Origin of the sequence: Pseudomonas sp. JQ170C (assembly GCF_035581345.1) — a bacterium.
Taxonomy (GTDB): domain Bacteria; phylum Pseudomonadota; class Gammaproteobacteria; order Pseudomonadales; family Pseudomonadaceae; genus Aquipseudomonas.
The window spans coordinates 4,549,674-4,572,837 of sequence record NZ_CP141608.1; the positions used below are offsets into that span (position 1 = coordinate 4,549,674).

Consider the following 23,164-nt stretch of genomic DNA (forward strand, 5'->3'; position numbering starts at 1 on the left):
GGTCGGTTCTCCTGTCCTCCGGTGAGGTCAACCAATCTTATGTCCGCCAACAATATCTATGAAACGGGTATTTTCTCTATCTGTTATCTAATTCATAGATATAGAACATCCTGTTACACCTCTCCTGCGCCGAGGTATGCTGGGCCCTGGCGGCTCCACGCAATAACAACAAGGACGTGACAATGCTCGACGCCATACAACGCTATACACCCCAGGTTCGCCTGCTGCTGGCCACAACCTTCACCCTTACCCTGGCGCGGGCGATCACCCTGCCCTACCTGGTGGTTTACCTCTCGGAAAATTTCGCCCTGGATGTCAGCGGCATCGGCCTGATGATTGGTGGCGCCTTGATCGTCGCCTCATTGCTGAGCCTGTACGGCGGCTACCTGATCGACACCCTGCGCAGCTACACGGTGATCATCGCCTCGACCCTGACCTTCACCCTGGCGTTCATCGGCGCGGTGGTCAGCCGCGAGCTGAGCCTGTTTTTCATCTGCCTGGTGCTGATCAACCTGGCCCTGGCAGTGGTCACCATTGCCGCCAAGGCCGGCTTCTGTGCGCTGTTGCCGCTGGAGCAACGCGCCGAAGTGTTCGCGATCAAGTACACCCTGAACAACGTGGCCTATGCGGTGGGGCCGTTTATCGGCGTGGCGCTGGTGATGTTCGACTATCACTGGCCCTTCTTGCTCTCGGCCCTCCTGGGCCTGGCGATGTGCCTGAGCTACCGGCGCTGGGGCGAACGCGCGGCACGGGCGCAGCTCGATGGCAGTCCCCAGGCCGGCTTCCTCAGTGTGGGCGTGCAAATGATCAGGGATCGACGACTGATCTGCTTCACCCTGGGCGGTGCGCTCAGCGCCGTGGTGTTCGGCCAGTTCACCGCCTACCTGTCGCAGTACCTGGTGGTGACCAGCAACGCCAGCGAGGCTGCCCGCTACATCAGCTACCTGGTGGCCACCAACGCCCTGACCGTCATTGCCCTGCAGTACGTCATCGGCCGACGTATCAGTACCCGCCGCCTGATTCCCTGGCTGATGGCCGGCATGGCGCTGTTCCTGGTCGGGCTGCTGGGGTTTTCCGTGGCTCAGTCCCTGCTGGTCTGGTGCCTGGCCATGGTGGTCTTCACCTTGGGCGAGATCATCGTGATCCCGGCCGAGTACATGTTCATCGACAGCATTGCCCCGGAACACCTGCGCGGGGTGTATTACGGCGCGCAGAACCTGTCCAACCTCGGCGCGGCGCTGGGCCCGGTGATCTGCGGCTTCGCCCTGGCCCACCTGGTACCGGTGGCTACCTTCTATCTGTTGATTGGCGCGGTGTTGCTGGCAGCACTGTTCTATTACCTGGGCGCTCGCACCCGCCCCCTTCAGGTTGAACAAGCCGCCACCGAAGGCTGACCGGTCCGGCGCAGCCAGTTGCAGGTCATAATGGCGCGGGCCGACCGCCGCCGCGGCCCACTGCCGGACCTTGACGGGCGGGTCGACCCCGCCCTGGCCTGAGCCGCCCTGCGACGCTCTGCCACTGCGACCATGGTCGGCGCTGACGAAGCGCCAACGGCGTGCCAGACTGATTGATCGAGGTTCGCCGTTATGCCTGCGTTGCGCAGACGGCTGTTCCACCTTTTCGCTTCGGAGTAGTCATGTCGCTGTCCAGTGGGCTGATCGCCGTGGTCGCCCTGGCCTATATGGCCATCATGTTCGCTATCGCATTCTATGGCGACCGCCGCAGTACGCCGCTGCCCCCGCGCCTGCGCGCCTGGGTGTACAGCCTGTCGCTGGCGGTGTACTGCACCAGCTGGACCTTCTTTGGCGCGGTCGGCCAGGCCGCCGAACAACTCTGGGCATTCCTGCCGATCTACCTGGGCCCGGTGCTGCTGTTGCTGTTCGCACCCTGGGTGCTGCAGAAGATGGTGCTGATCAGCAAGCAGGAAAACATCACCTCGATTGCCGACTTCATCGCCGCCCGCTACGGCAAATCCCAGACATTGGCCGTGGTGGTGGCGCTGATCTGCCTGGTCGGGGTGTTGCCCTATATTGCCCTGCAGCTCAAAGGCATCGTCCTGGGCGTCAACCTGCTCATCGGCGCCAGTGCCGATGCCACCGGCAGCCGGGTGCAAGACACCGCGCTGGTGATCTCGCTGGTCCTGGCCTTGTTCACCATCGTCTTCGGTACCCGCAGCCTGGACGTTACCGAGCACCACCGTGGCATGGTCCTGGCTATTGCCTTTGAGTCGCTGGTCAAGCTGCTGGCCTTCCTGGCCGTCGGTGCCTTCGTGACCTTCAACCTCTATGACGGCTTCGACGACCTGTTCACCCAGGCCAGGCTTGCGCCGCGCCTGGAAACCTACTGGCAGGAAACCATCAATTGGCCGTCCATGGTGGTGCAGACCGGGGTGGCGATGATGGCGATCATCTGCCTGCCGCGGCAGTTCCACGTCACCGTGGTCGAGAACATCGAGCCCCAGGACCTGCGCCTGGCCCGCTGGGTGTTCCCCGCTTACCTGATCCTCGCCGCACTGTTCGTGGTGCCGATTGCCCTGGCCGGGCAGATGCTGCTGCCGGCTTCGGTGATCCCGGACTCCTTCGTCATCAGCCTGCCCCTGGCCGAAGCCCACCCGGCATTGGCGCTGCTGGCCTTTATCGGCGGCGCCTCGGCGGCCACCGGCATGGTGATCGTGGCCAGCGTGGCGTTGTCGACCATGGTGTCCAACGACATGCTGTTGCCCTGGCTGTTGCGCCGCAACAATGCCGAGCGACCGTTTGAGGTGTTCCGCCACTGGATGCTCTCGGTACGCCGGGTGACCATCGTCGCCATCCTCCTGCTGGCCTATGTGAGCTATCGCCTGCTGGGCTCCACCGCGAGCCTGGCCACCATCGGCCAGATCGCCTTTGCCGCCGTGACCCAACTGACGCCGGCCATGCTCGGCGCCCTGTACTGGAAACAGGCCAACCGTCGCGGCGTGTTTGCCGGCCTGGCCGCCGGGATCTTCCTCTGGTTCTACACCCTGGTGCTGCCGATTGCCGCCCATAGCGTGGGCTGGTCGCTGGACCTGTTCCCAGGCCTTGCCTGGCTGCATGGCAACCCGCTGGACCTGCCGATCACACCGCTGACCCAAGGTGTGGTGTTGTCGCTGGCCGGTAACTTCACCCTGTTTGCCTGGGTCTCGATCCTGTCCCGCACGCGGGTTTCCGAACACTGGCAGGCCGGCCGCTTCATCGGCCAGCAAACCAGCGCCCGGCCCAACAGCCGTTCGCTGCTGGCGGTGCAGATCGACGACCTGCTCCACCTCGCCGCACGCTTTGTCGGTGAAGAGCGCGCACGCCAGAGTTTCATCCGCTTTGCCTACCGCCAGGGCAAGGGCTTCAACCCCAACCAGAACGCCGACGGCGACTGGATCGAACACACCGAACGCTTGCTTGCCGGCGTCCTGGGCGCCTCTTCGACCCGCGCCGTGGTCAAGGCGGCCATCGAAGGCCGCGACATGCAGCTTGAGGATGTGGTTCGCATCGCCGACGAAGCCTCGGAGGTGCTGCAGTTCAACCGCGCCCTGTTGCAAGGCGCAATCGAGAACATCAGCCAGGGCATCAGCGTGGTCGACCAGAACCTGCGCCTGGTGGCCTGGAACCGCCGCTACCTGGAGCTGTTCAACTACCCCGACGGCCTGATCAGCGTAGGGCGGCCCATCGCCGACATCATTCGCTACAACGCCGAACGCGGCCTGTGCGGCCCGGGCGAGGCCCAGGTCCACGTTGCCCGGCGCCTGCACTGGATGCGCCAGGGCCGCGCGCACACCTCCGAGCGCCTGTTCCCCAACGGCCGGGTTATCGAGCTGATCGGCAATCCCATGCCCGGCGGCGGCTTCGTCATGAGCTTCACCGACATCACCCCCTTCCGCGAAGCCGAGCAGGCGCTCAAGGAGGCCAACGAGGGCCTGGAGCAACGGGTGACCGAACGCACCCACGAGCTCTCCCAACTGAACCAGGCCTTGACCGAAGCCAAGAGCCACGCCGAGGCCGCCAACCAGTCCAAGACTCGCTTTCTGGCTGCCGTCAGCCATGACCTAATGCAACCGCTGAACGCCGCGCGACTGTTCTCCGCCGCCCTTTCCCATCAGGGCGAAGGCTTGTCGGCAGACGCCCAGCAACTGGTCCAGCACATGGACAGCTCGCTGCGTTCGGCCGAAGAACTGATCAGCGACCTGCTGGACATCTCGCGCCTGGAAAACGGCAAGATCACCCCCGATCCCAAGCCATTCGCCCTCAACGAGCTGTTCGACACCCTGGGCGCCGAGTTCAAGGTGTTGGCCCAGCAACAGGGCCTGGATTTCCGCCTGCGCGGCAGCCGCCTGCGGGTGCAGAGCGACATGAAACTGCTACGGCGGATTCTGCAGAACTTCCTGACCAACGCCTTTCGTTACGGCAAAAGCCCGATTCTGCTGGGCGTGCGTCGCCAGGGCGACAAGCTCTGGCTTGAGGTCTGGGACCGCGGCCCCGGCATTGCCGATGACAAGCTGCAGGTGATCTTCGAGGAGTTCAAACGCCTGGACAGCCATCAGACCCGCGCCGAAAAAGGCCTGGGCCTGGGCCTGGCGATTGCCGATGGCTTGTGCCGGGTGCTCGGCCACCCGCTGGAAGTGCGCTCCTGGCCCGGCAAAGGCAGCGTATTCCGGGTCAGCGTGCCCCTGGCCACCGCCCCTGCCACGGCGGTGGTTACCCCGACCGAACAGGCCGGCCAACCGCTGGCGGGCCTGCAGGTGCTGTGTGTCGACAACGAAGACAGCATCCTCATCGGCATGAGCAGCCTGCTCAGCCGCTGGGGCTGCAAGGTGCACACCGCCCGCAACCGCCAGGAATGCGACGCCCTGCTTGAAGAAGGGCTGCGCCCGCACCTGGCGCTGGTCGACTATCACCTCGATGACGGCGACACCGGCACCGAACTGATGGCCTGGCTACGCACCCGCCTGGGTGAGCCGGTACCGGGGGTGGTGATCAGCGCCGACGGGCGCCGCGAGATGATTGCCCAGGTCCACGCCGCCGGCCTCGACTACCTGGCCAAGCCAGTCAAGCCGGCCGCCTTGCGCGCCCTGCTCAATCGGCATCTGAGCCTGGTCCAGTAAGGGCGCTGGCGGTCAGTGGGTCGCCTTCGCTCATGGCCCGTTCCAGCAGATCGGCCGGCAGGCTCTTGCTGGCCCGGGCGCCGAGCAGCTTGAGCTGCTCGCTGCGGCTGATCAGGTTGCCACGCCCTTCGCAGAGCTTGTTGCGCGCCGCGCTGTAGGCCTTGTCGACCTGCTGCAGGCGGTTGCCCAGCTCGTCCAGGTCCTGGATGAACAGCACAAACTTGTCGTAGAGCCAGCCGGCACGCTCGGCGATTTCCCGGGCATTCTGGCTCTGGCGCTCCTGCTTCCACAGGCTGTCGATCACTCGCAGGGTGGCCAGCAAGGTGGTCGGGCTGACAATCACGATTTGGCGGTCGAAGGCTTCCTGGAACAGGTTCGGCTCGGCTTGCAGCGCAGCGGAAAACGCCGCTTCGATCGGCACGAAGAGCAGCACGAAGTCCAGGCTGTGCAGCCCTTCCAGGCGGTTGTAGTCCTTGCCCGACAATCCTTTGACGTGGTTGCGCAACGACAGCACATGTTGCTTGAGCGCCGCCTGGGCAATCTCGCTGTCGTCGGCGGCGACATACTGCTGATAAGCGGTCAGGCTGACCTTGGAATCGACCACCACCTGCTTGTCGCCCGGCAGCATGATCAGCACATCGGGCTGGAAGCGCTCGCCGTCGGCACTCTTGAGGCTGACCTGGGTCTGGTATTCACGCCCCTTCTCCAGGCCCGCGTGCTCCAGCACCCGCTCAAGGATCAGCTCGCCCCAGTTGCCCTGGGTCTTCTGGCCCTTGAGGGCCTGGGTCAGGTTGGTGGCTTCATCGCTCAGGCGCAGGTTCAGTTGCTGCAGGCGCTCCAGCTCCTTGGCCAGGGAGAAGCGCTCGCGGGCTTCCTGCTGGTAGCTGTCTTCGACACGCTTTTCAAAGGCCTGGATGCGCTCCTTGAGCGGATCGAGCAGTTGCCCCAGGTGCTGCTGGCTGGTCTGGGCGAAGCGTTGCTCGCGCTCATCGAAGATCTTGGTGGCCATTTCGGCGAACTGGGCGCGCAACTCATCGCGTGAGCCCTGCAGGTCAGCCAGGCGCTGCTGATGGCTGTCCTGCTGTTCGCGCAACTCGGCGCTCAGGGCCGCACTGTGGGCATCCAGGCGCCGCAGCTCGGCTTCACGGGCGGTGCGCTCGAGCTGCCAGGCATGGGCGGCATCGCGGGCGTTGTCACGATCGATCTGCAGCAATTCCAGCTCACGGGCCTGGGCGGCGAGGGTCGCTTGCTTGGCAGCATTGGCCTGGCTCAGGTCGCTGATTTCGTCGCGGCTGGCGTCGAGTTGAGCAAGCAAGCCTTCCTGGGCCATCTGGGCACTGCTCAACCGCTCCTCCAGCAAGGCCGCCTGCGCTTCACGGGCGGCGAAGCGGCGCTGCTGCTGAAACACCCACCCCAGGCACGGCACGGCGGCCGCCACGATACCCAGCACGATACTGGTCAGATCCAACGCCATTGCCACCTGCACACCCCCAACTGAAATCAACGGTTGAGCTTATCAGCCTTGTCGCTCACCTGTGTCAGGCGTCTGGCAGTTGCTTGAGCAGGCGTCGGGCTTCCTGGGAGCCCTGTGTAGCGGCCAGTTCAAGCCAGTAACGGGCCTGCTCGGGTTCGTTGACCTGGGGTTGGGCGCACAGCCGGCCGTATTCGAGCTGGGCACGGCGGTCACCGGCGCGGGCGGCCTGGCGCAGCAAGTCGTGGCCGATACGCCGGTCACGGGCGTTGCCGCAGTCTCGGCAGAGCATTTGCCCCAGCCGGCTCTGCGCCACCACCACGCCTTGGCGCGCCGGCTGCTTGAGCAGTCGACCGGCAAAATGCTTGACGTTGGGGTTGTCTCCCAGGCGCGGGTTGTCGAGCAGCCACAAGGCGACCTTCAAAGAGAAGCGCTTGGGCTCTGGCAAGGGCGGTTGAACAGGAGAAATTGCAGGAATTTTGGCGCGAAACTTCATGACCAACAGCGAAGGCAACTCGAGAGGCGCGCCACTCTACTCCATTTTTCAGACAATGACTGGGCGTTTCCAAAACTTTTTTCAAAATATTTCTGTGTTTATTTATTGACGCCGAAGTGGGATTTTTCACCCCATCAGAAACCGACCTGAAGATTGTAGGACACGTCGGAAAAAGCTGGCACGCCCGTCCTAGAGCAAGCGCTCGGGACAATCCACAGAAGCTGTGGATAACTCGGTGGACAACCCCCTTATGGACCCCTCAAACCCCTATGGAATGGGGCTTTGGCTCAAACTGTCGATTTTTTCACCAGCTCAAATAAGTGTTTTTTTTCATTGACTTAAGTTCCCAGCCAAGTCATTGGCAGCCCCAGGCGATGCTGTTGCAGGGCTGTAACATCGAATGCTCCATGTGTGTACAAGCGACCCAGAGAAAGGCAGTTCCCTGCACGAATTTGGCACGTTCACAGCGCCAACCCCCTGGAAACAGCTCTTCACAGACGCCCTGAAACGCGACATACTGGCCGGCTCCCCGAAAGAAAAGCCCCAACGGCTTGCCAAGTCTCGGCCCTTGCTGTAGTCTTGCCGCCGTTAGTACCAAGCTGAAAGTCAATTCTGGCCAAAGCAGTCCTTGCAGTGCCCTACCCACCCCGGGATAGCGCCTGTTGAAACCAGGACCGGCCCACTTGATGGTTCCCAGGTAAATCACTTCTTACTCTGACCGAACCACCCTGCAGATTGATCAGGATCTTCACCCGCGGAATCAGAACCTCGACCCGGTGTGTTGCCTGCCCTCTGACGTACCTACCAGTCAGCCCCAGCGCCACATGATAAATGCGCCCAAAACTGGCTGCCCTGTTCCGGACAGGTTCATCGCCCAGGCCTAAATGCCAGCGTTACTGGAACGTTTTAAGTGTGCACGGATCGAAACCGTGTCTATTGCAGGAACATCTAATAACTATGACTCATACACACCACACTCAGGCTGCGATTCGCACCCTCTCCCAGGCATTTGCCCCACTGAACTGCTTGATCCTGGCGTCGCGCAAAGGCGGCTTCAGCTTCACCCTGGTCAATGAGCACGGCATTGCCCGTCACAGCGAGCGCCTGTACCCCGAGCAGTACAGCGAAGCCGAGCCGCTTCAAGCGGTCATCGAGCGCACTCGCCAGGCCCTGGTTGCCTGATCCGCGCTTCGCTGCAACAGCTCAAGCCCCGCCCTCTCGCGGGGCTTTTTTATGCCCGCCCGTAGGAGCGGGCTTGCCCCGCGAGCGGTGTCGGCTTTGAGCGCGCAATCGCGGGGCAAGCTCGCTCCTACCAGGGTTTTGTTAATTGCTGCAGGGCATATGATTTATAACTAAAAGCCGCAAATGTTTTAAAAACAGACCTTTACGGCACGAATATGACACTACACTTCAACTCAAGCGGCATAGGCCGCTTCCGGCGGGCCTGACCGACTCACCAGCTGCCAAGCTCCAGCGTCCGCCGGCCAAATTCCAGTTCGAGGGCATTATGGGTATCGCCGCGAGCGAGTTGAGCCAGTTTGTGATCCGCCCAACCCTGATCTACCTGGGCCGTCACTGCGCAAGCGCCGAAGCATTGTTACTCGGTGTTGCCGCCAGCCAGTCCGCACTTGGCTCTGCCCTGCATGATCGACGTGGCCACGGCTTGTACCGCATTGGCGAGCTGCGCCATCAATCGCTGTGGGACCAATTCCTGGCCCGCGACCCGGACCTCGCCAGCCTGGTCCGGGGCCTTGCCAGCCAGCACGCCTTCCTCAGCGGCCCGCACCTCGAACTCACGGTAAACCTGCGCTACGCCACCGCCATTGCCTGGATGTTGATCGAAGAACAGGCGCCAGAACTTCCTCCTGCCGATGACTTGCTCGGGCTTGCGCGCATCTGGCGCCAGACCTTTCACCCCCAGGGTCGCCTGCGCGATTTCACCAGCGCATGGCAAACCTGCATCGCTCCTGTGACTCTTCAGGCCTGCTGATAGTCACTGCACACCTCAATCAGAAAATACCTGCCATTTTGGTCGGATTGTCCTACAAAACCGCTCTATCTCCTGCGATACAGCCTATAGCGCTGTGGGCGAAATGTTGGTAATTTCCGCCCCGGAGATCCCAAGGAGTTCTAATAATGAAAAAAGTAATGCTCAAAACCTCTCTCAGCCTCGCCGTCACACTCGCCTCGACTCAACTGTTCGCCAGCGGCTTTGCCCTCAACGAACAAAGCGTCAGCGGCATGGGCACAGGTTTCGCGGGTCGTTCTTCTTCTGCCGATGATGCCAGCACCGTATTCGGCAACCCTGCCGGTATGTCGCGCCTCAAACGTGAACAAGTGACTGTCGGCGCCGCCGCCGTCATCGCCAAGTCCGACATCTCGGGCAGCGGCTCCTTCCCAGGCAGCAACGATGGCGACATGGTGCCTTTCGTTGGCGTGCCCATGGGCTACTACGTCAAGCCAATCGATGATCATTGGACCGTCGGTTTCGGCGTCTATGCCCCGTTCGGCCTGATGACCGAATACGAAGACGAAGCACAGAGCCGCTACTGGGCCAAGAAGAGCTACGTCGAAGTCATCACCTTCCAGCCTACTGTCAGCTACGCCTTCAACGACAAGGTCTCGATCGGTTTCGGCCCGACCTTCAACCGTATCAAGGGCGAACTGAGCTCGAACATCCTCAATCCACGTTCGCTGGGCTCCAACGACGGCGAAGTGAAGATCAAGGGTGACGACACCGCCGTCGGTTACAACATCGGCGTGCTGGTACAAGCGACCGACAGCACTCGCCTGGGCCTGACCTACCACTCGATGGTCGACTACAAGCTCGAGGGCAACACCAAGGTCAACTCGGCCCTGATCGGCCCGTTCAGCGGCAGCAAGTTCGACGCCGAACTGAAGATCAAAACCCCGGAATCGGTAGACTTCTCGGTTACCCACGAGCTGGATGACCAGTGGACCCTCTACGCGGGCAGCACCTGGACCCGTTGGAGCCGCCTGGAAGCGATCACCGTCAACAACGAAGTACCTGCTCCGCTGGCCGGCCAGTTCGGCACCATCAGCGAAGAGCAGAACTGGCACGACACCTGGGCCCACGCCATCGGTGCTTCGTACAAGCTGAACAAAGAGTGGGTACTGCGCACCGGCTTCACCGTTGACCAGTCGCCGACCAACAACCACGACCGCTCGCCACGCATCCCGACGGGCGACCGCAGTGTGTTCAGCCTGGGCGCCGGCTACAGCCCGACCGAAGACATGACCATCGACCTGGCCTACTCCTACCTGTGGGAAGAAGACACCAAGGTCGACCTGGCAAGCCCGAGCAAGGGTGCCTACAAGGCCAAGTACGAGAACAGCGCTCACGGTATCGGTGCTTCGCTCACCTACCGCTTCTGATTCAACGCTGGCAACACAAAAGAACCGCCGTTATCGGCGGTTTTTTCATGCCTGCTCACACGGCCAGCTTTGCGCAAGATTGCTCTGCAGATAGTCCATGAACACCCGCACCTTGGGGGTCATGGCAAAGCGGTCGGCCACGCACAGGTAGATGTCCATCGGTTCGGTATGCGCATAGGGTCGCGTCGGCTGGGAGTATTCAAACAGCGGCACCAACTGCCCGCGCTCGATGAAGGGACGCGCGACGAACTCGGCCAGGCGTGCGATACCGCCATGGTTGACCGCCATCTGGGTCAGCACGTCGATGTCGTCACTGATCAGCACATTGCCAAACTCGGCATCAAAGCGCAGGCCATCGCGAACAAAGCCCCAGCGCAAGAAACGTCCGTCGACCGGGTAGCGGAACACCAGGCAGCGATGTTCCGCCAGTTGCTCGGGCGCCGCGGGCCATCCCGCTTGGGCGAGGTATTCGTTCGAGGCGCAACAAATGAAGGGCACCCGGGCGATCCGCCGTGCCAGCAGCCCGTCTTCAAGCTGGGGCTTGATACGAATACTGACGTCCACGCCTTCCTGGACATGATTGACCCGCCGATCATTCGTAATCAGCTCAATCGAAAGCTGCGGATAGCGGGTGCTGAAAGCAGGAATCAGCGGGGCCAGTACATGGCGCCCGAAGGCCGACGACGAAGCGATGCACAAGCGGCCCTTGGGTTCGCACTCAGGCGTGGTCACCGCCAGCTGTGCCAGCTCAAGGTCGCGTTCGATATGCTTGACCTTCTCGTAATAGAGCGTGCCACTGGGGGTAAGCGCCATGCTGCGCGTGGTGCGCGACAGTAGCCGGACATCCAGGTGCGCTTCCAGGCGGGCGATATTCTGGCTCACGGCGGCCGCGCTCAAGCCCAGGCTCCGGGCACCACCGGCAATGCTGCCGGCTTCCACCACCTTGATGAAACTCTTGATCGAGCCCAGCAGATTCATGCAGTCCGGTCCGGTATTCGTAAGAATCCCTTTATAAAGACCTAAGCCTGCCTCGTCTACCCTAGCGCTCGGCAGGCTTGTTAGGCTTCGCAGCCCACCGCCTCACAAGGAGCCAGCATGACCACACAGACCCGCAGCCGCCGCAAGCTTGGCGTTCGCGCCACCCCGTATGTGTTTGCCTTTTACATGTCAGCGATCATGGCCCTGCTGATGTGCTTCGTGATCACTGCCGCCAACGGCGGTATCGACGATCACTACCTGGGCAATGTGCTCAAGGCCTACCAACTGGCCATGCCGGTCGCCTTTGCCTGTGTGCTGGTGGTGCGCCCGATCGTGCTCAAGCTGGTCGCCTGGACCGTTCATCCGCACCACTGACACCGCGCTTCACGGCTGCGAAGCGATGGCTTTCTCGATAGCGGCCGTGAACTCCGGATCATCCGGCCTGGTCAGGCTTGAGAAGTTGGCGATCACCTTGCCCTGGCGATCGACCACGTATTTGTAGAAATTCCACTTCGGCGCAACGCTCTGCTCGGCCAGCGCCTTGAACAGTGGCGTAGCGTCTTTGCCGCGTACCGGCTGGGCCTTGGTCATGGTGAAGGTAACGCCGTAGTTGGCATAGCAGACCTTGGCGGTCTTCTCGGCGTCGGCGTCCTCCTGCTTGAAGTCGTTGGACGGTACGCCCAGCATTTCCAGGCCCTGTTCGTGGTAGGTCTTGTAGACCCCTTCCAGGCCCTCGAACTGCGGGGCGAAACCACAGTAGCTGGCCGTATTGACCACCACCAGCGGCTTGCCGGCAAAGCGTTGGCACAGGTCGATCTGCTCCTTGCCACGCAACTCCGGCAGGCTGCCCTTGAGCAGCGCCGGGCAGTCGGCGGCCTGCGCAGAGGCTGCGGCCATCAGAGTGAACAGTGGAACCAACATCCAGCGTGCGCGCATCGTCTTCTCTCCCTTGAACCGGCGTGGAAACCCCAGATTACTCCTAGCACACGCCCATGCCCAACTGCATCAATGCCAGGCCGCCCTCATGCCAGCCCCACCAGACCAGCGCCAACAGCAGCAGCGCTGCCAGGGCGAGCAGCCCGCGCAGGGCAAACCGGCTCATGCCGCTTGCGCCTGCAGGCGCGCGACAGGGCGCTCGCGCACCGGCCAGTTAAGCGCCGCAGCCAGCAAGCTGAGCAAGATCGAGATCTGCCAGACCAGGTCGTAATTGCCGGTCTTGTCGTACACCACACCGCCCAGCCATCCTCCCAGGAATGCGCCCAGCTGATGGAAGAGGAACACGATGCCACCGAGCATCGACAGGTTACGCACACCGAACAGGGTCGCCACCGTGCCGTTGGTCAACGGCACCGTCGACAGCCACAACAGGCCCATGGCAATGCCGAACAGGTAGGCGCTGTACTGGGTCACCGGCGCCCAGAGGAACAGCACGATCACCACGGCGCGCAGCAGGTACAACGCCGTCAGCAGACGCGGCTTGGACATGCGCCCACCCAGCCAGCCGGCGGTGTAGGTGCCAACGATATTGAACAGGCCGACCAGCGCCAACACCGTGGTACCGATGGTGGCCGGCAGGTGCTGGTCGACCAGATAGGCCGGCAGGTGCACACCAATGAACACCACCTGGAAGCCGCAGACAAAAAAGCCCAGGGACAGCAGCCAGAAGCCTGAATGCGAACACGCCTCGCGCAGGGCCTGGCCGAGGGTCTGCTCGGCACCATGGCTGGGCAGCGGTCGATCCTTCAACAGGCCCACCAACGGCACGATGAACGCCACCAGCAAGCCCAGCACCAGCAAGGCCGCCGACCAGCCCAGCCAGCCGATCAGGCCCAGGGTGCCCGGCAGCATGGCGAACTGGCCGAAGGAGCCGGCAGCACTGGCGATGCCCATGGCCATGCTGCGCTTTTCAGCAGGCACGGCACGACCGACCACACCGAGAATCACCGAGAACGAGGTCCCGGACAGGCCGATACCGATCAACAGGCCCGCACTCAACGACAGGGTCAACGCCGAGTCGGACATCCCCATCAACACCAGCCCAGTGGCATAGAGGATACCGCCGACGATCACCACCTTCGCCGCGCCCAGGCGATCGGCCAGGGCCCCGGCAAACGGCTGGGCCAGGCCCCAGATCAGGTTTTGCAAGGCAATGGCAAAGGCGAATACCTCACGGCCCCAGCCAAAGTCGGCGCTCATCGGCGCCAGGAACAGGCCGAAGCCATGCCGCACCCCCAGGGAGAGCGCCAGGATCAACGCAGCCCCCAGGAGAATCCAACCACTGGTTCGCCATACCGATGTCATTATTGTTCTCTCCAGAAAGCAGCAAGGGTTTTACGGGTATATACCCGCTTATAGTCGTAAAAAGCTCAGGACAACAGCTCCAGCAGGCGTACCAGTTCATCGCGCTGGCCTTCACCCAGGGTCTCGACCAGGCATTCCTGGGCCTGCTCCCAGGCAGGTTCTGCCGCCTGCAAGCGCGCCGCGCCCTGCTCGGTCAGCAGTACCAGGCGATTGCGCAGGTCCCGTCCTTCAGCCAGCGCCACCAGGCCTTCGGCTTCCAGCACCTTGAGGTTGCGGCCCAAGGTGCTGCGGTCCAGCCCCATGGCCTCGGCCAGGGTCGAGATGCTGGGCTGATCGAGCCGGCGCAGGTGCCGCAGCAGGGAAAACTGCGCGACATTGATCCCGAAGCCTTCAAGGGCTTCGTCATAGTGTCGGCTGACCCCACGGGCCGCACGACGCAGATGGGTGCAGATGCATTCACTGGTCAACATAATGCGTGTATATACCCGCAACGCCTGGACGGCAAGCTTTTCCTGTCCGGCTACAGCGCCAGAGTGATCAGCACCACCAGCTCTAGCAGCTCCACCAACGCCCCGGCCGTGTCGCCGGTGGTACCGCCCAGGCGGCGGATCAGCAGCTGGCGCACGGCGAAAAACGCCAGCGCCGCTGCCACCAAGACCCACACGCCCTTGAGCCCCGCCACCAGCACACACGCGCCTGCGCTGGCGAGCAGCACCCACCCGGCACTGCGGCGTGGCAGGTGATCGGCCAGCGCCTGCCCCAGGCCACCGGCACGCACATAAGGGGTGGTGAGAAACAGCCCAAGCAACGCCGCCCGACCGATCAACGGCGCCAGCAGCAACAGGATCCCCTCCCCGTGCTCGATCAACGCCAGCAAGGCGCAGAACTTGAGCAGCAGCACCAGCACCAGGGTGACCACGGCTATCGGCCCGCTACGCGGGTCCTTCATGATCAGCAAGGTGCGCTCGCGATCCCCAAAGCCGCCCAGCCAGGCATCGGCGCTGTCGGCCAGGCCATCCAGGTGCAACGCGCCACTGAGCAACACCCAGGCGCCGAGCAGCAGCGCGGCATGCAGCAACAGGGGGCTGCCATTGAGCAAGGTGTTAAGCCCCCACAGCAGCCCACCGAACAGCACGCCTACCAGCGGGTAGCAGAGCAGCGAACGGCCCATCTGCTCGGGCGCGGGCATCCCCGGCAGGCGCACCGGCACGCTGCTGAGAAACTGCAGGGCAATCCAGAAGGGCAGCATGTCAGTGCGCCTCGCGCAGGGTGCCGTCGGCATCCACGTGCAACCGGCACAAGGCACCATGGCCGACTTCGACCTGCAACAGCTGCTCGCGCGGCAGGCCACGGGCCTGGGCCAGCAACAGCCGCATCACCCCGCCATGGGTGACCAGCAACACATGCTGGTCGGCATAGGCACGCTGCAGCTGGGCGACGGCTGCCTGTACGCGCTGGGCAAATGCGCTGACCGGCTCGCCTCCAGGTGGCGTGTAGCTGTACGGATCAGCCCAGAACTGCCCCAGTTGTTGCTCATGGGTCAGCATCAGGTCAGCGGCGCTGCGCCCTTCCCACTCGCCGAAATGCAGCTCCTGCAACCCCGGCGCCCACTGCACCGGCAACTGCCATTGCCCACCCAGGGTGTCGGCAAACCGCGCACAGCGCTGCAAGGGCGAGCTGACCAGGGCATCCCACGGCCCTTTGCCGGCAACGGCCGCGTGCATCTGCTCCCAGCCTTTGGCGGTCAGTGCGTCGTCCAGGCTGCCGCGCAGGCCGCCGCCCAGCTCGGTTTCGCCGTGTCGCAACAGGTCAATGATCATGCCGGGCGGTCCGCCACGGCGGCTTCGGCGAAGGTTGCCATTTGCCCGTGCAGGTCACAGGCCAGGCGCAACACCGGCACCGCCAACGCTGCGCCGCTGCCTTCACCCAGGCGCAAGCCCAGCTCCAGCACGGGCTCGGCGTCCAGTTCAGCGAGCACACGCCGATGGCCGGGTTCAGCGCCGCGATGACCAAAAAACAGCCAGTCACGGGACGCAGGGTTCAGCCTCACCGCCACCAGCGCGGCAACCGTGCAGATAAAGCCATCGACCAGCACCACGACACCCGCCTGGGCACAGCCCAGGTAGGCACCGACCAGGGCTGCGATCTCAAAACCGCCCAAGCGCAGCAATGCCTCGAATGGATCATTCGCCAGGGCGCCATGCAGCAACAGCGCCTGTTCGATGACCTCGGCCTTGTGCCGTACACCCGCGGCATCCAGCCCGGTGCCCGGCCCACTCAGCTCGATGGCCGGACAGCCGAGCAAGGCGCAGGCCAGGGCGCTGGCCGCGGTGGTGTTGCCGATGCCCATCTCACCGCCAATGAACAATTGCGCGCCCGCAGCCGCGGCGCGCTGGGCACTCTCGCGCCCGCCCTGCAACGCTTGCACAGCTTGCTCGCGGGTCATGGCCGGGGCCTTGGCGAAGTTCGCCGTACCCGGCCCGACCCGCAAGTGCAGCACGCCCGGCAGCGTCAGCGCCGGGTCGATGGTGCCCAGGTCCACCACCTCCAGCCGGGCATCGAGCTGGCGGGCCAACACGCTGATGGCCGCGCCTCCGCCGACGAAGTTCTGCAGCATCTGCCCGGTCACTGCCTGGGGATAGGCCGAGATACCTTCGGCGACCACCCCATGGTCACCGGCGAAGATCGCGATGTGCACCTTGCCCAGGCTCGGCTTGAGCTGGCCCTGCAAACCGGCCAGTTGCACGGCGATCTGCTCCAGGCGCCCCAACGAGCCGGCTGGCTTGGTCAGCTGTTGCTGGCGTGCCAGCGCCTGCTCGCGAGCGGCTTGATCGACGGGACGGCAGGCTTCAAGCCACCAGGTCTGACTCATAGTGCATTTCCTTTGAGGGTAAGGGGCAAGCCGGCAACCGTAAGCACCACGCGCTGGCAGCGCTCGGCGATGGCCTGGTGCAACCAGCCGGCTTCGTCGACGTAGCGGCGGGTCAGCTCGCCCAGCGGCACAACGCCCAGGCCACTCTCGTTACTGACCAGAATGATCTCCCCCGGCAGTTCAGCCAGGCATTCGAGCAGCGCTGCACGTTCCCGGGCCAGGCGCTCGGGGTTGTCCAGCATCAGCAGATTGGTCAGCCACAGGGTCAGGCAGTCCACCAGCAGGCAGCGGTCGGCGCGGGCATTGCTTCGCAGCACGTCAGCCAGGGCCAGGGGTTCCTCGATCAGGCCCCAGCTGGCGGGCCGGCGTTCCCGGTGCAGCTGGACCCGGGCATTCATTTCGCCATCCAGCGGCTCGCTGGTGGCGATGTAGGTCACCGGCAAACCACTGCGCTCGGCCAGTTGTTCGGCCAAGCGGCTCTTGCCCGAGCGAGCGCCACCGAGGATCAGGTTGAGCATGTCAGTTCAGTCCGCAGAGTTGACGTAGGTGCGTGGTATCCAAATGCTGCTCCACGAGGTCAGCCAGGCGCTCGATATCGCGTTCGCGCAGGGCCTGATAGTCGACGTGCTCCACCTCGTGCAGCCCGGCCCAGCGCAGCAGCGCCGCGCACGACTGCGGGTCCTCGAACAGACCGTGCAGGTAAGTCGCCAGAACCTGCCCGTCGGCACTGATGGCGCCATCGCTGCGACCGTCGGCCAACTGCACGGCAGACCGCTCCAGGGCCGCGCCCCGGGTGACACCCGCATGAATTTCATAGCCGCTGATGGGCACCTGCTCCAGCTGCAAAGTGCCGGAAACGTTGCGCAGCTGCTTTTCGGCTTCCAGCACCGTGACGAAGTCGAGCAGGCCCAGGCCTTCACTGCTGCCTGCCGGCCCTTCGAGGCCCAGCGGATCTTCCACGCGCCTGCCCAGCATCTGCAGGCCACCACAAATGCCCAGCACCTTGCCGCCGTAGCGCAGGTGACGGCTGATCGCCTGGTCCCAGCCACGGGCACGCAACTGCGCCAGGTCACCGCGCACACTCTTGGAGCCGGGGAGGATGATCAGGTCGGCCGGCGGGATCGAATCACCCGGGCCGATGAACTGAAGGTCCACTTGCGGGTGCAGGCGCAGGGGGTCGAAATCGGTGTGGTTACTGATGCGCGGCAGCACCGGCACGATCACCTTGAGCGCACGGGCGACCTTGTCACCCTGGCGCTGGTCGATACCGTCCTCGGCTTCCAGGTGCAGGTCCATCACATAGGGCAGCACGCCCAGCACCGGCTTGCCGGTGCGCGCCTCAAGCCAGTCCAGGCCCGGCTGCAACAGGGCGATATCGCCGCGAAAGCGATTGATGACGAAGCCTTTGACCCGGGCCTGTTCGCTGGGCGAAAGCAGTTCAAGGGTGCCGACCAGGTGCGCGAAGACGCCGCCACGGTTGATGTCGGCAATCAGGATCACCGGGCAATCCACCGCCTCGGCAAAGCCCATGTTGGCGATGTCGCCAGCGCGCAGGTTGATCTCTGCCGGCGAGCCCGCCCCTTCGACCATCACCACCGGGTACTGGGCGCTCAGGCGCTGATGGGAATCGAGCACCGCCTGCATGGCGATGACCTTGTAGTCGTGGTAGGCCACCGCATTCATGCTGGTGACTGCCCGGCCGTGGACAATCACCTGGGCACCGGTGTCGCTGTTGGGCTTGAGCAACACCGGGTTCATGTCAGTGTGCGGCGCAAGCCTGGCGGCCTGGGCCTGCACGGCCTGGGCCCGGCCAATCTCGCCACCGTCGGCGGTCACGGCACTGTTGAGCGCCATGTTCTGGGGTTTGAACGGCACCACTGCCACGCCCTGGCGTAACAGCCAGCGGCACAGCGCGGTCACCAGGGTGCTTTTGCCGGCATCGGAGGTGGTGCCCTGCACCATCAGGGTACTCATGGATGTTCCTTGCTGTAGTCGTTGAAGGCCTGAAGCAGACGCTGGAAGTCTTCGTCCGTGGCCGGCAGGCCAAAGCGCAGGCTGGCCGGGGTGGTGAACAGCCGCAGCAGAATGCCGCGCCGGGCCATGAACTCATGCAGGCGGGCGGCGTGTTCGGTGACCCGGTACTGAAACAGATCGCAGCCGCCCGTGGGGGCAAAGCCTGCGGCGCTCATCACACTGGCCAGGCGCCGGCTGGCGTCGGCACAGCGCGCGATCTGGCTGCGGTGCGCGGCGTTGTCGAGCAGGCAGGCCTGCCCCAGCATGCGGGTCGGCCCGCTGACGGTCCAGGGCCCGAGCAGCTCGGCAAGCCGCCGCAGCAACGGCGCCTCGGCCAGCACAAAGCCCAGGCGCACACCGGCCAGGCCAAAGAATTTGCCGAACGACCGCAGCACGATCAGCCCGGGCCGCCCGGTGTGGGCAGCGATGCTGTGCGGCGGGGTGTTGTCCATGAAGGCTTCATCCACCAGCAACCAGCCGCCGCGCCGGGCCAGGCGCTCATGCCAGGCCAGCAGTTGCTCGGCGGGCACCAGGCGGCCGGTGGGGTTGTTCGGGTTGACCACCACCAGCACATCGAGGCTGTCGAGTGCCTGCTCGATCTGCTCCTCTTGCAGCTCGAGCAAGCGATGCCCGGCACGACGCCAGCCTTCGGCATGCTCGGCGTAACACGGCGACAACACACCGACCGTGCCCAGCGCACGCAACTGCGGCAAGGCCTGGATCGCCGCCTGGGAGCCGGCGACCGGCAACACCGGCGCCGCACCGTAGTAGGCCGCCGCAGCCTGCTCCAGCCCATCGTCGGTTTCAGGCAGGCGCGCCCAGGCGCGCAACGGAATATCGGGAATAGTGAATGCCCAGGGCGCGATACCGCTGGAGAGGTCCAGCCACTCTTCCCGGGCAATGCCGTAGTGCTGGATGGCGCGCTGCAGGCGCCCGCCGTGTTCAAGCATAGAATTCTGCCCCCAGGCACAACAGCAACAACCACAACCACACGCCCTGGCACACCAGGCGCCAGCCGCGCTCGATGGCATCGGCATCGGCCACCGGGCCTTCACCCAGTTGCGGGCGCTCGTGCAACTCGCCGTGGTACACCGCCGGGCCACCCAGCTCCACCCCCAACGCCCCTGCCCCGGCCGCCATCACCGGGCCCGCGTTGGGGCTGTCCCACAAGGGCGCCTGGCGCCGCCAGCATGTGAGCGCCAGGCGGGTCTTGCCCAACAGCGCATACGTCAGCGCCACCAGCCGTGCCGGCACATAGTTCAACACATCATCGATACGCGCCGCGGCCCAGCCAAAGCGCTCGAATCGTTCATTGCGATAGCCCCACATGGCATCCAGGGTGTTACTCAGGCGATAGAGCACCACGCCCGGCGCACCGGCCACCACAAACCAGAACAAGGCGGCGAACACCGCATCGCTGCCGTTCTCCAGCACCGACTCGGTGGCGGCGCGGGCCACGGCAGGCTCGTCCAGCTCGCGGGTTTCGCGACTGACCAGAAACCCCACGCGCCGCCGTGCTTCCTCCAGGTCGCCACGGCGCAAGGCATCGGCCACCGGCGTCACATGCTCACCCAGGCTGCGCAGGCCCAAGGCGCAATACAGTGCCAATACCTCCACCAGCCAGCCGATATAGGGCAGCCAGGACAGCAAGGTAGCCAGCAGCGTCAGCGGAATCACCGCCAGGAACCAGGCCGTTACACCATGGCTGCGCCAGCCACGGCCACCGGCATTGAAGCGCTGCTCCAGGCGCCCGGCCAGCCGCCCGAAGGCCACCAGCGGATGTCGACGCTGGGGTTCCCCCAACAGCGCATCCAGCGCCACGCCGGCAACGGTCAGCAACGCCACACTCATCAAGACTCTCCCCACTGGTTTTCAAACAGCATGTCGCTCAACGGCCGCGCCGTGGTCCAGCCTTCGAGCACCAGCATCGGCGCCGGATAGAACGCCTCGACCGGTCCCAGGCACAGAATCGCCAGCGGCTTGGCGCCACGTGGCATGCCCAGCAGCTCGGCGAGCGCCTGCGGCTCGAACAGCGATACCCAGCCCATGCCCAGGCCTTCGGCACGCGCGGCCAGCCAGAGGTTCTGGATGGCGCACGACAGCGAAGCCAGGTCCATTTCCGGCAAGGTCCGCCGGCCGAAGATGTGTTTCTCGCGGTCATCCATCAACGCCGCCACCAGCACCTCGGCGCAGTCGTTGATGCCTTCGACCTTGAGCTTCATGAAATCGTCGGAGCGCTCCCCCAGTGCCTGGGCGGTACGCACCCGTTCTGCCTCCACTTGCTGCTGGATGCGCTGGCGCAGGCTGCGGTCGGTGATGCGAATGAAGCGCCACGGCTGCATCAGGCCGACACTGGGGGCCTGGTGCGCGGCTTCAAGCAAGCGCGCGAGCAGCTCGGGCGCCACTTCACCCTTGATGAAGTGGCGCATGTCGCGGCGCTCACCGATGGCGCGGTACACCGCGGCGCGTTCAGCGTCGGTAAAGGCATGCTCGCTCATGGTGCCAACAGCGCCGCCGACGCCTGGGGGTTGGAGGCAAAGTAAAAGTGCACATAGGAGGCCGTCAGCCGCCCACAGCGGTACACCGCCTCGGCGCCGCGCCCGCCGTTGGGGCTCTGGCCCCGGGCAATCGGCTCAAGCGCGGTGCTGGTCAGGGAGTGGTGATAGGTGTGCCCGCGCAGGGTGCCTTCCGGCAGTTCGACCGCCTGCAGGGCCAGTGCCGCCAGGCGCTTTTGCATCACCGCCTCGCCGGCCAGCAGGCCCAGCAACTCGGCGCGCTCGCCAGCGACATCGGTCAGGGCATCCAGGAGGTAGAGCATGCCACCGCACTCGGCGAGCAAGGGCTTGCCCTGCTGATGATGGGCGCGGAGGGAGGCCAGCATTGATGTATTGGCGGCCAGCGCCTGGTGGTGCAGTTCCGGATAGCCGCCAGGCAGGTACAGGCTGTCGGCAGGCGGCAGCTCGCGGTCATGCAGGGGCGAAAAAAACACCAGCTCCGCGCCCATGGCCCGCAGCAGATCGAGGTTGGCACCATAGGTGAAGGCGAATGCCTCGTCGCGGGCCACGGCAATCGTCACGCCGTCGAGCAACGGCTCGATCACCTGCTCGGTGGGCCCGGCAAATGCCACGGCGGGCGGCAGCGCCGACTCGCAACTGGCACCCAGGGCCGCTGCCGCAGCGTCGAGGCGTGCATCCAGGTCATTGAGTTCGCTGGCCTGGACCAGGCCAAGGTGACGGCTCGGCAGCTCGATGCCGGTCTCCCGCGACAGGCCACCGTACCAACGCAGCCCCTCGGTCAGGCTGCCTTCCAGCAACTGGGCATGGCGCAGGGTGCCGACCCGGTTGGCCAGCACCCCGGCAAAGGGCAGGTCCGGCTGGTAACGCGCCAGCCCCAGGGCCAGGGCGCCGAAGGTCTGGGCCATGGCCGTGCCATCGATCACCGCCAGCACCGGCACGCCGAAGTGGCGGGCCAGGTCGGCGCTGGACGGCGTACCGTCGAACAGGCCCATGACCCCTTCGATCAGGATCAGGTCGGCCTCGCCCGCAGCTTCCCACAGCAGGCGCCGGCTTTCCTGTTCGCCGACCATCCACAGATCGAGCTGGTACACCGGGGCACCGCTGGCCCGCTCCAGAATCATCGGATCGAGAAAATCCGGGCCGCACTTGAACACCCGGACCCTGCGCCCCTGGTTACGGTGCAAGCGCGCCAGGGCGGCGGTCACGGTGGTCTTGCCCTGCCCCGAGGCAGGCGCTGCGATCAGGACCGCCGGGCAGTGCCGGGTGTCGGTCATAGCTCGACGCCCTTCTGGGCACGGATGCCGGACTGGAACGCATGCTTGATCATGCCCATCTCGGTCACGGTGTCGGCCAGTTCGATCATTTCATCCTTGGCGCCACGGCCGGTGACGATCACGTGCTGCATGGGCGGGCGCGCCTGCAGGTCACTGAGCACCTGGTCCAGGTCCAGGTAGCCATGCTTGAGGGCGATGTTCAGCTCATCGAGCACCACGAAGGCAACGCCGGGGTCCTGCAGCAACTGGCGCGACACGGCCCAGGCCGCTTCGGCGGCGGCGATATCCCGCTGACGGTCCTGAGTCTCCCAGGTAAAACCCTCGCCCATGACGTGGTAGCGCACCTGTTCGGGAAAGCGTCGGAAGAACAGCTCTTCGCCGGTACTGTTGCGGCCCTTGATGAACTGCACCACGCCGCACTGCATGCCGTGGCCCATGGCCCGGGCGAGCATGCCGAAGGCTGAACTGCTCTTGCCCTTGCCGTTGCCGGTGAGCACCAGCAGCAGGCCGCATTCATTGGGGGCGTTGGCGATACGCTCGTCGATTACCGCCTTTTTGCGCAGCATGCGCGCCAGGTGGCGTTCGTCACGCTCGGTGGATTCAGTCATCGAAGTCTCCGCAAACCACTGTCGGCCCGTTCGCAACGAGCGTAGCAGCACGTGGCTGCAAGGTTCGCGGCAAACAGAGGACGACAGATGTATGGAAATGGCAGACGAAGAAAGGCGCAGGGCTGC

Annotated in this window: 23 protein-coding genes; 6 read left to right on the top strand and 17 right to left on the bottom strand. The window is 64.4% G+C overall.

What is annotated here, in order from left to right; all coding sequences use genetic code 11:
• Positions 1-182 precede the first annotated feature (182 nt).
• A complete protein-coding gene (locus U9R80_RS20705; protein WP_301839311.1) occupies positions 183-1,394 on the top strand; it encodes an MFS transporter in 1,212 nt (403 codons plus the stop codon).
• 242 nt (positions 1,395-1,636) lie between these two features.
• The gene (locus tag U9R80_RS20710) at positions 1,637-5,113 is read left to right on the top strand and encodes a hybrid sensor histidine kinase/response regulator (RefSeq protein ID WP_301839310.1); all 3,477 of its coding nucleotides are present in this window, start codon (positions 1,637-1,639) and stop codon (positions 5,111-5,113) included.
• Here the strand turns inward: U9R80_RS20710 and rmuC are convergent.
• Complete coding sequence (gene rmuC / locus U9R80_RS20715; protein ID WP_301839551.1) at positions 5,085-6,473, bottom strand: DNA recombination protein RmuC; 1,389 nt, start codon at positions 6,471-6,473, stop codon at positions 5,085-5,087. The genes U9R80_RS20710 and rmuC overlap by 29 nt on opposite strands.
• 178 nt (positions 6,474-6,651) lie before the next feature.
• Positions 6,652-7,080 carry a tetratricopeptide repeat protein gene (locus U9R80_RS20720; protein ID WP_301839309.1) on the bottom strand — a complete coding sequence of 143 codons (429 nt, stop codon included), beginning with the start codon at positions 7,078-7,080 and terminating at the stop codon, positions 6,652-6,654.
• Between the two features lie 957 nt (positions 7,081-8,037).
• Here U9R80_RS20720 and U9R80_RS20725 point away from each other — a divergent pair.
• The 3 genes from U9R80_RS20725 (at position 8,038) to U9R80_RS20735 (ending at position 10,476) form a co-directional block, all read left to right on the top strand.
• On the top strand, positions 8,038-8,262 hold the full coding sequence (locus U9R80_RS20725) for a hypothetical protein (protein WP_301839308.1): 225 nt from the start codon (positions 8,038-8,040) through the stop codon (positions 8,260-8,262).
• Positions 8,263-8,587: 325 nt separating this feature from the next.
• Positions 8,588-9,070 carry a hypothetical protein gene (locus U9R80_RS20730; protein ID WP_301839306.1) on the top strand — a complete coding sequence of 161 codons (483 nt, stop codon included), beginning with the start codon at positions 8,588-8,590 and terminating at the stop codon, positions 9,068-9,070.
• A gap of 146 nt (positions 9,071-9,216) precedes the next feature.
• Positions 9,217-10,476, top strand: coding sequence for an OmpP1/FadL family transporter (locus U9R80_RS20735; protein ID WP_301839304.1), 1,260 nt, complete (start codon positions 9,217-9,219; stop codon positions 10,474-10,476).
• A gap of 45 nt (positions 10,477-10,521) precedes the next feature.
• Here the strand turns inward: U9R80_RS20735 and U9R80_RS20740 are convergent, their stop codons facing one another.
• On the bottom strand, positions 10,522-11,454 hold the full coding sequence (locus U9R80_RS20740; RefSeq protein ID WP_301839302.1) for a LysR family transcriptional regulator: 933 nt from the start codon (positions 11,452-11,454) through the stop codon (positions 10,522-10,524).
• Positions 11,455-11,571: 117 nt separating this feature from the next.
• Here U9R80_RS20740 and U9R80_RS20745 point away from each other — a divergent pair, with 117 nt between their 5' ends.
• Complete coding sequence (locus tag U9R80_RS20745; RefSeq protein WP_301839300.1) at positions 11,572-11,829, top strand: DUF2798 domain-containing protein; 258 nt, start codon at positions 11,572-11,574, stop codon at positions 11,827-11,829.
• A 9-nt stretch (positions 11,830-11,838) separates the two neighbouring features.
• Here the strand turns inward: U9R80_RS20745 and U9R80_RS20750 are convergent, their stop codons facing one another.
• From U9R80_RS20750 to cobO, 14 genes are all read right to left on the bottom strand, one after another.
• On the bottom strand, positions 11,839-12,390 hold the full coding sequence (locus U9R80_RS20750) for a glutathione peroxidase (RefSeq protein ID WP_301839299.1): 552 nt from the start codon (positions 12,388-12,390) through the stop codon (positions 11,839-11,841).
• A gap of 43 nt (positions 12,391-12,433) precedes the next feature.
• A complete protein-coding gene (locus U9R80_RS20755) occupies positions 12,434-12,556 on the bottom strand; it encodes a hypothetical protein (protein ID WP_301839297.1) in 123 nt (40 codons plus the stop codon).
• Positions 12,553-13,755, bottom strand: coding sequence for an MFS transporter (locus U9R80_RS20760; protein ID WP_301839295.1), 1,203 nt, complete (start codon positions 13,753-13,755; stop codon positions 12,553-12,555). The genes U9R80_RS20755 and U9R80_RS20760 overlap by 4 nt, the downstream gene beginning before the upstream one ends.
• A 65-nt stretch (positions 13,756-13,820) precedes the next feature.
• The gene (locus tag U9R80_RS20765) at positions 13,821-14,225 is read right to left on the bottom strand and encodes a MarR family winged helix-turn-helix transcriptional regulator (protein ID WP_301839293.1); all 405 of its coding nucleotides are present in this window, start codon (positions 14,223-14,225) and stop codon (positions 13,821-13,823) included.
• Between the two features lie 50 nt (positions 14,226-14,275).
• Positions 14,276-15,004 carry an adenosylcobinamide-GDP ribazoletransferase gene (locus tag U9R80_RS20770; protein ID WP_301839291.1) on the bottom strand — a complete coding sequence of 243 codons (729 nt, stop codon included), beginning with the start codon at positions 15,002-15,004 and terminating at the stop codon, positions 14,276-14,278.
• A 1-nt stretch (position 15,005) separates the two neighbouring features.
• A complete protein-coding gene (cobC, locus tag U9R80_RS20775; protein WP_301839290.1) occupies positions 15,006-15,575 on the bottom strand; it encodes an alpha-ribazole phosphatase family protein in 570 nt (189 codons plus the stop codon).
• Positions 15,572-16,627: a nicotinate-nucleotide--dimethylbenzimidazole phosphoribosyltransferase gene (gene cobT, locus U9R80_RS20780; protein ID WP_301839289.1), complete on the bottom strand. Its 1,056-nt coding sequence runs from the start codon at positions 16,625-16,627 to the stop codon at positions 15,572-15,574. The genes cobC and cobT overlap by 4 nt, the downstream gene beginning before the upstream one ends.
• Positions 16,624-17,145: a bifunctional adenosylcobinamide kinase/adenosylcobinamide-phosphate guanylyltransferase gene (gene cobU / locus U9R80_RS20785; RefSeq protein WP_301839287.1), complete on the bottom strand. Its 522-nt coding sequence runs from the start codon at positions 17,143-17,145 to the stop codon at positions 16,624-16,626. Before cobU ends, cobT begins: the two co-directional genes overlap by 4 nt.
• Before the next feature lies 1 nt (position 17,146).
• Complete coding sequence (locus tag U9R80_RS20790) at positions 17,147-18,601, bottom strand: cobyric acid synthase (protein WP_301839285.1); 1,455 nt, start codon at positions 18,599-18,601, stop codon at positions 17,147-17,149.
• The gene (gene cobD / locus U9R80_RS20795) at positions 18,598-19,590 is read right to left on the bottom strand and encodes a threonine-phosphate decarboxylase CobD (RefSeq protein WP_301839284.1); all 993 of its coding nucleotides are present in this window, start codon (positions 19,588-19,590) and stop codon (positions 18,598-18,600) included. Before cobD ends, U9R80_RS20790 begins: the two co-directional genes overlap by 4 nt.
• Positions 19,583-20,491, bottom strand: coding sequence for an adenosylcobinamide-phosphate synthase CbiB (cbiB, locus tag U9R80_RS20800; RefSeq protein ID WP_301839283.1), 909 nt, complete (start codon positions 20,489-20,491; stop codon positions 19,583-19,585). Before cbiB ends, cobD begins: the two co-directional genes overlap by 8 nt.
• Entirely contained in the window at positions 20,491-21,138 is a 648-nt protein-coding gene (gene bluB / locus U9R80_RS20805) for a 5,6-dimethylbenzimidazole synthase (RefSeq protein ID WP_301839282.1), read from the bottom strand. Before bluB ends, cbiB begins: the two co-directional genes overlap by 1 nt.
• Positions 21,135-22,430: a cobyrinate a,c-diamide synthase gene (locus U9R80_RS20810; protein ID WP_301839281.1), complete on the bottom strand. Its 1,296-nt coding sequence runs from the start codon at positions 22,428-22,430 to the stop codon at positions 21,135-21,137. The genes bluB and U9R80_RS20810 overlap by 4 nt, the downstream gene beginning before the upstream one ends.
• Positions 22,427-23,038 carry a cob(I)yrinic acid a,c-diamide adenosyltransferase gene (cobO, locus tag U9R80_RS20815; protein WP_301839280.1) on the bottom strand — a complete coding sequence of 204 codons (612 nt, stop codon included), beginning with the start codon at positions 23,036-23,038 and terminating at the stop codon, positions 22,427-22,429. Before cobO ends, U9R80_RS20810 begins: the two co-directional genes overlap by 4 nt.
• Positions 23,039-23,164: the final 126 nt, after the last annotated feature.

Bases quoted from the DNA above. Each gene is read 5' to 3' on its own strand.
- cobO (WP_301839280.1), bottom strand. From the start codon at position 23,038: ATGACTGAATCCACCGAGCGTGACGAACGCCACCTGGCGCGCATGCTG.
- U9R80_RS20810 (WP_301839281.1), bottom strand. From the start codon at position 22,430: ATGACCGACACCCGGCACTGCCCGGCGGTCCTGATCGCAGCGCCTGCC.
- U9R80_RS20730 (WP_301839306.1), top strand. From the start codon at position 8,588: ATGGGTATCGCCGCGAGCGAGTTGAGCCAGTTTGTGATCCGCCCAACC.
- U9R80_RS20790 (WP_301839285.1), bottom strand. From the start codon at position 18,601: ATGAGTACCCTGATGGTGCAGGGCACCACCTCCGATGCCGGCAAAAGC.
- U9R80_RS20770 (WP_301839291.1), bottom strand. From the start codon at position 15,004: ATGCTGCCCTTCTGGATTGCCCTGCAGTTTCTCAGCAGCGTGCCGGTG.
- U9R80_RS20740 (WP_301839302.1), bottom strand. From the start codon at position 11,454: ATGAATCTGCTGGGCTCGATCAAGAGTTTCATCAAGGTGGTGGAAGCC.
- U9R80_RS20755 (WP_301839297.1), bottom strand. From the start codon at position 12,556: ATGAGCCGGTTTGCCCTGCGCGGGCTGCTCGCCCTGGCAGCGCTGCTG.
- U9R80_RS20725 (WP_301839308.1), top strand. From the start codon at position 8,038: ATGACTCATACACACCACACTCAGGCTGCGATTCGCACCCTCTCCCAG.
- U9R80_RS20720 (WP_301839309.1), bottom strand. From the start codon at position 7,080: ATGAAGTTTCGCGCCAAAATTCCTGCAATTTCTCCTGTTCAACCGCCC.
- cobU (WP_301839287.1), bottom strand. From the start codon at position 17,145: ATGCTCAACCTGATCCTCGGTGGCGCTCGCTCGGGCAAGAGCCGCTTG.
- cbiB (WP_301839283.1), bottom strand. From the start codon at position 20,491: ATGAGTGTGGCGTTGCTGACCGTTGCCGGCGTGGCGCTGGATGCGCTG.
- U9R80_RS20760 (WP_301839295.1), bottom strand. From the start codon at position 13,755: ATGACATCGGTATGGCGAACCAGTGGTTGGATTCTCCTGGGGGCTGCG.
- bluB (WP_301839282.1), bottom strand. From the start codon at position 21,138: ATGAGCGAGCATGCCTTTACCGACGCTGAACGCGCCGCGGTGTACCGC.
- U9R80_RS20750 (WP_301839299.1), bottom strand. From the start codon at position 12,390: ATGCGCGCACGCTGGATGTTGGTTCCACTGTTCACTCTGATGGCCGCA.
- cobD (WP_301839284.1), bottom strand. From the start codon at position 19,590: ATGCTTGAACACGGCGGGCGCCTGCAGCGCGCCATCCAGCACTACGGC.
- U9R80_RS20735 (WP_301839304.1), top strand. From the start codon at position 9,217: ATGAAAAAAGTAATGCTCAAAACCTCTCTCAGCCTCGCCGTCACACTC.
- U9R80_RS20705 (WP_301839311.1), top strand. From the start codon at position 183: ATGCTCGACGCCATACAACGCTATACACCCCAGGTTCGCCTGCTGCTG.
- U9R80_RS20745 (WP_301839300.1), top strand. From the start codon at position 11,572: ATGACCACACAGACCCGCAGCCGCCGCAAGCTTGGCGTTCGCGCCACC.
- U9R80_RS20710 (WP_301839310.1), top strand. From the start codon at position 1,637: ATGTCGCTGTCCAGTGGGCTGATCGCCGTGGTCGCCCTGGCCTATATG.
- cobT (WP_301839289.1), bottom strand. From the start codon at position 16,627: ATGAGTCAGACCTGGTGGCTTGAAGCCTGCCGTCCCGTCGATCAAGCC.
- U9R80_RS20765 (WP_301839293.1), bottom strand. From the start codon at position 14,225: ATGTTGACCAGTGAATGCATCTGCACCCATCTGCGTCGTGCGGCCCGT.
- cobC (WP_301839290.1), bottom strand. From the start codon at position 15,575: ATGATCATTGACCTGTTGCGACACGGCGAAACCGAGCTGGGCGGCGGC.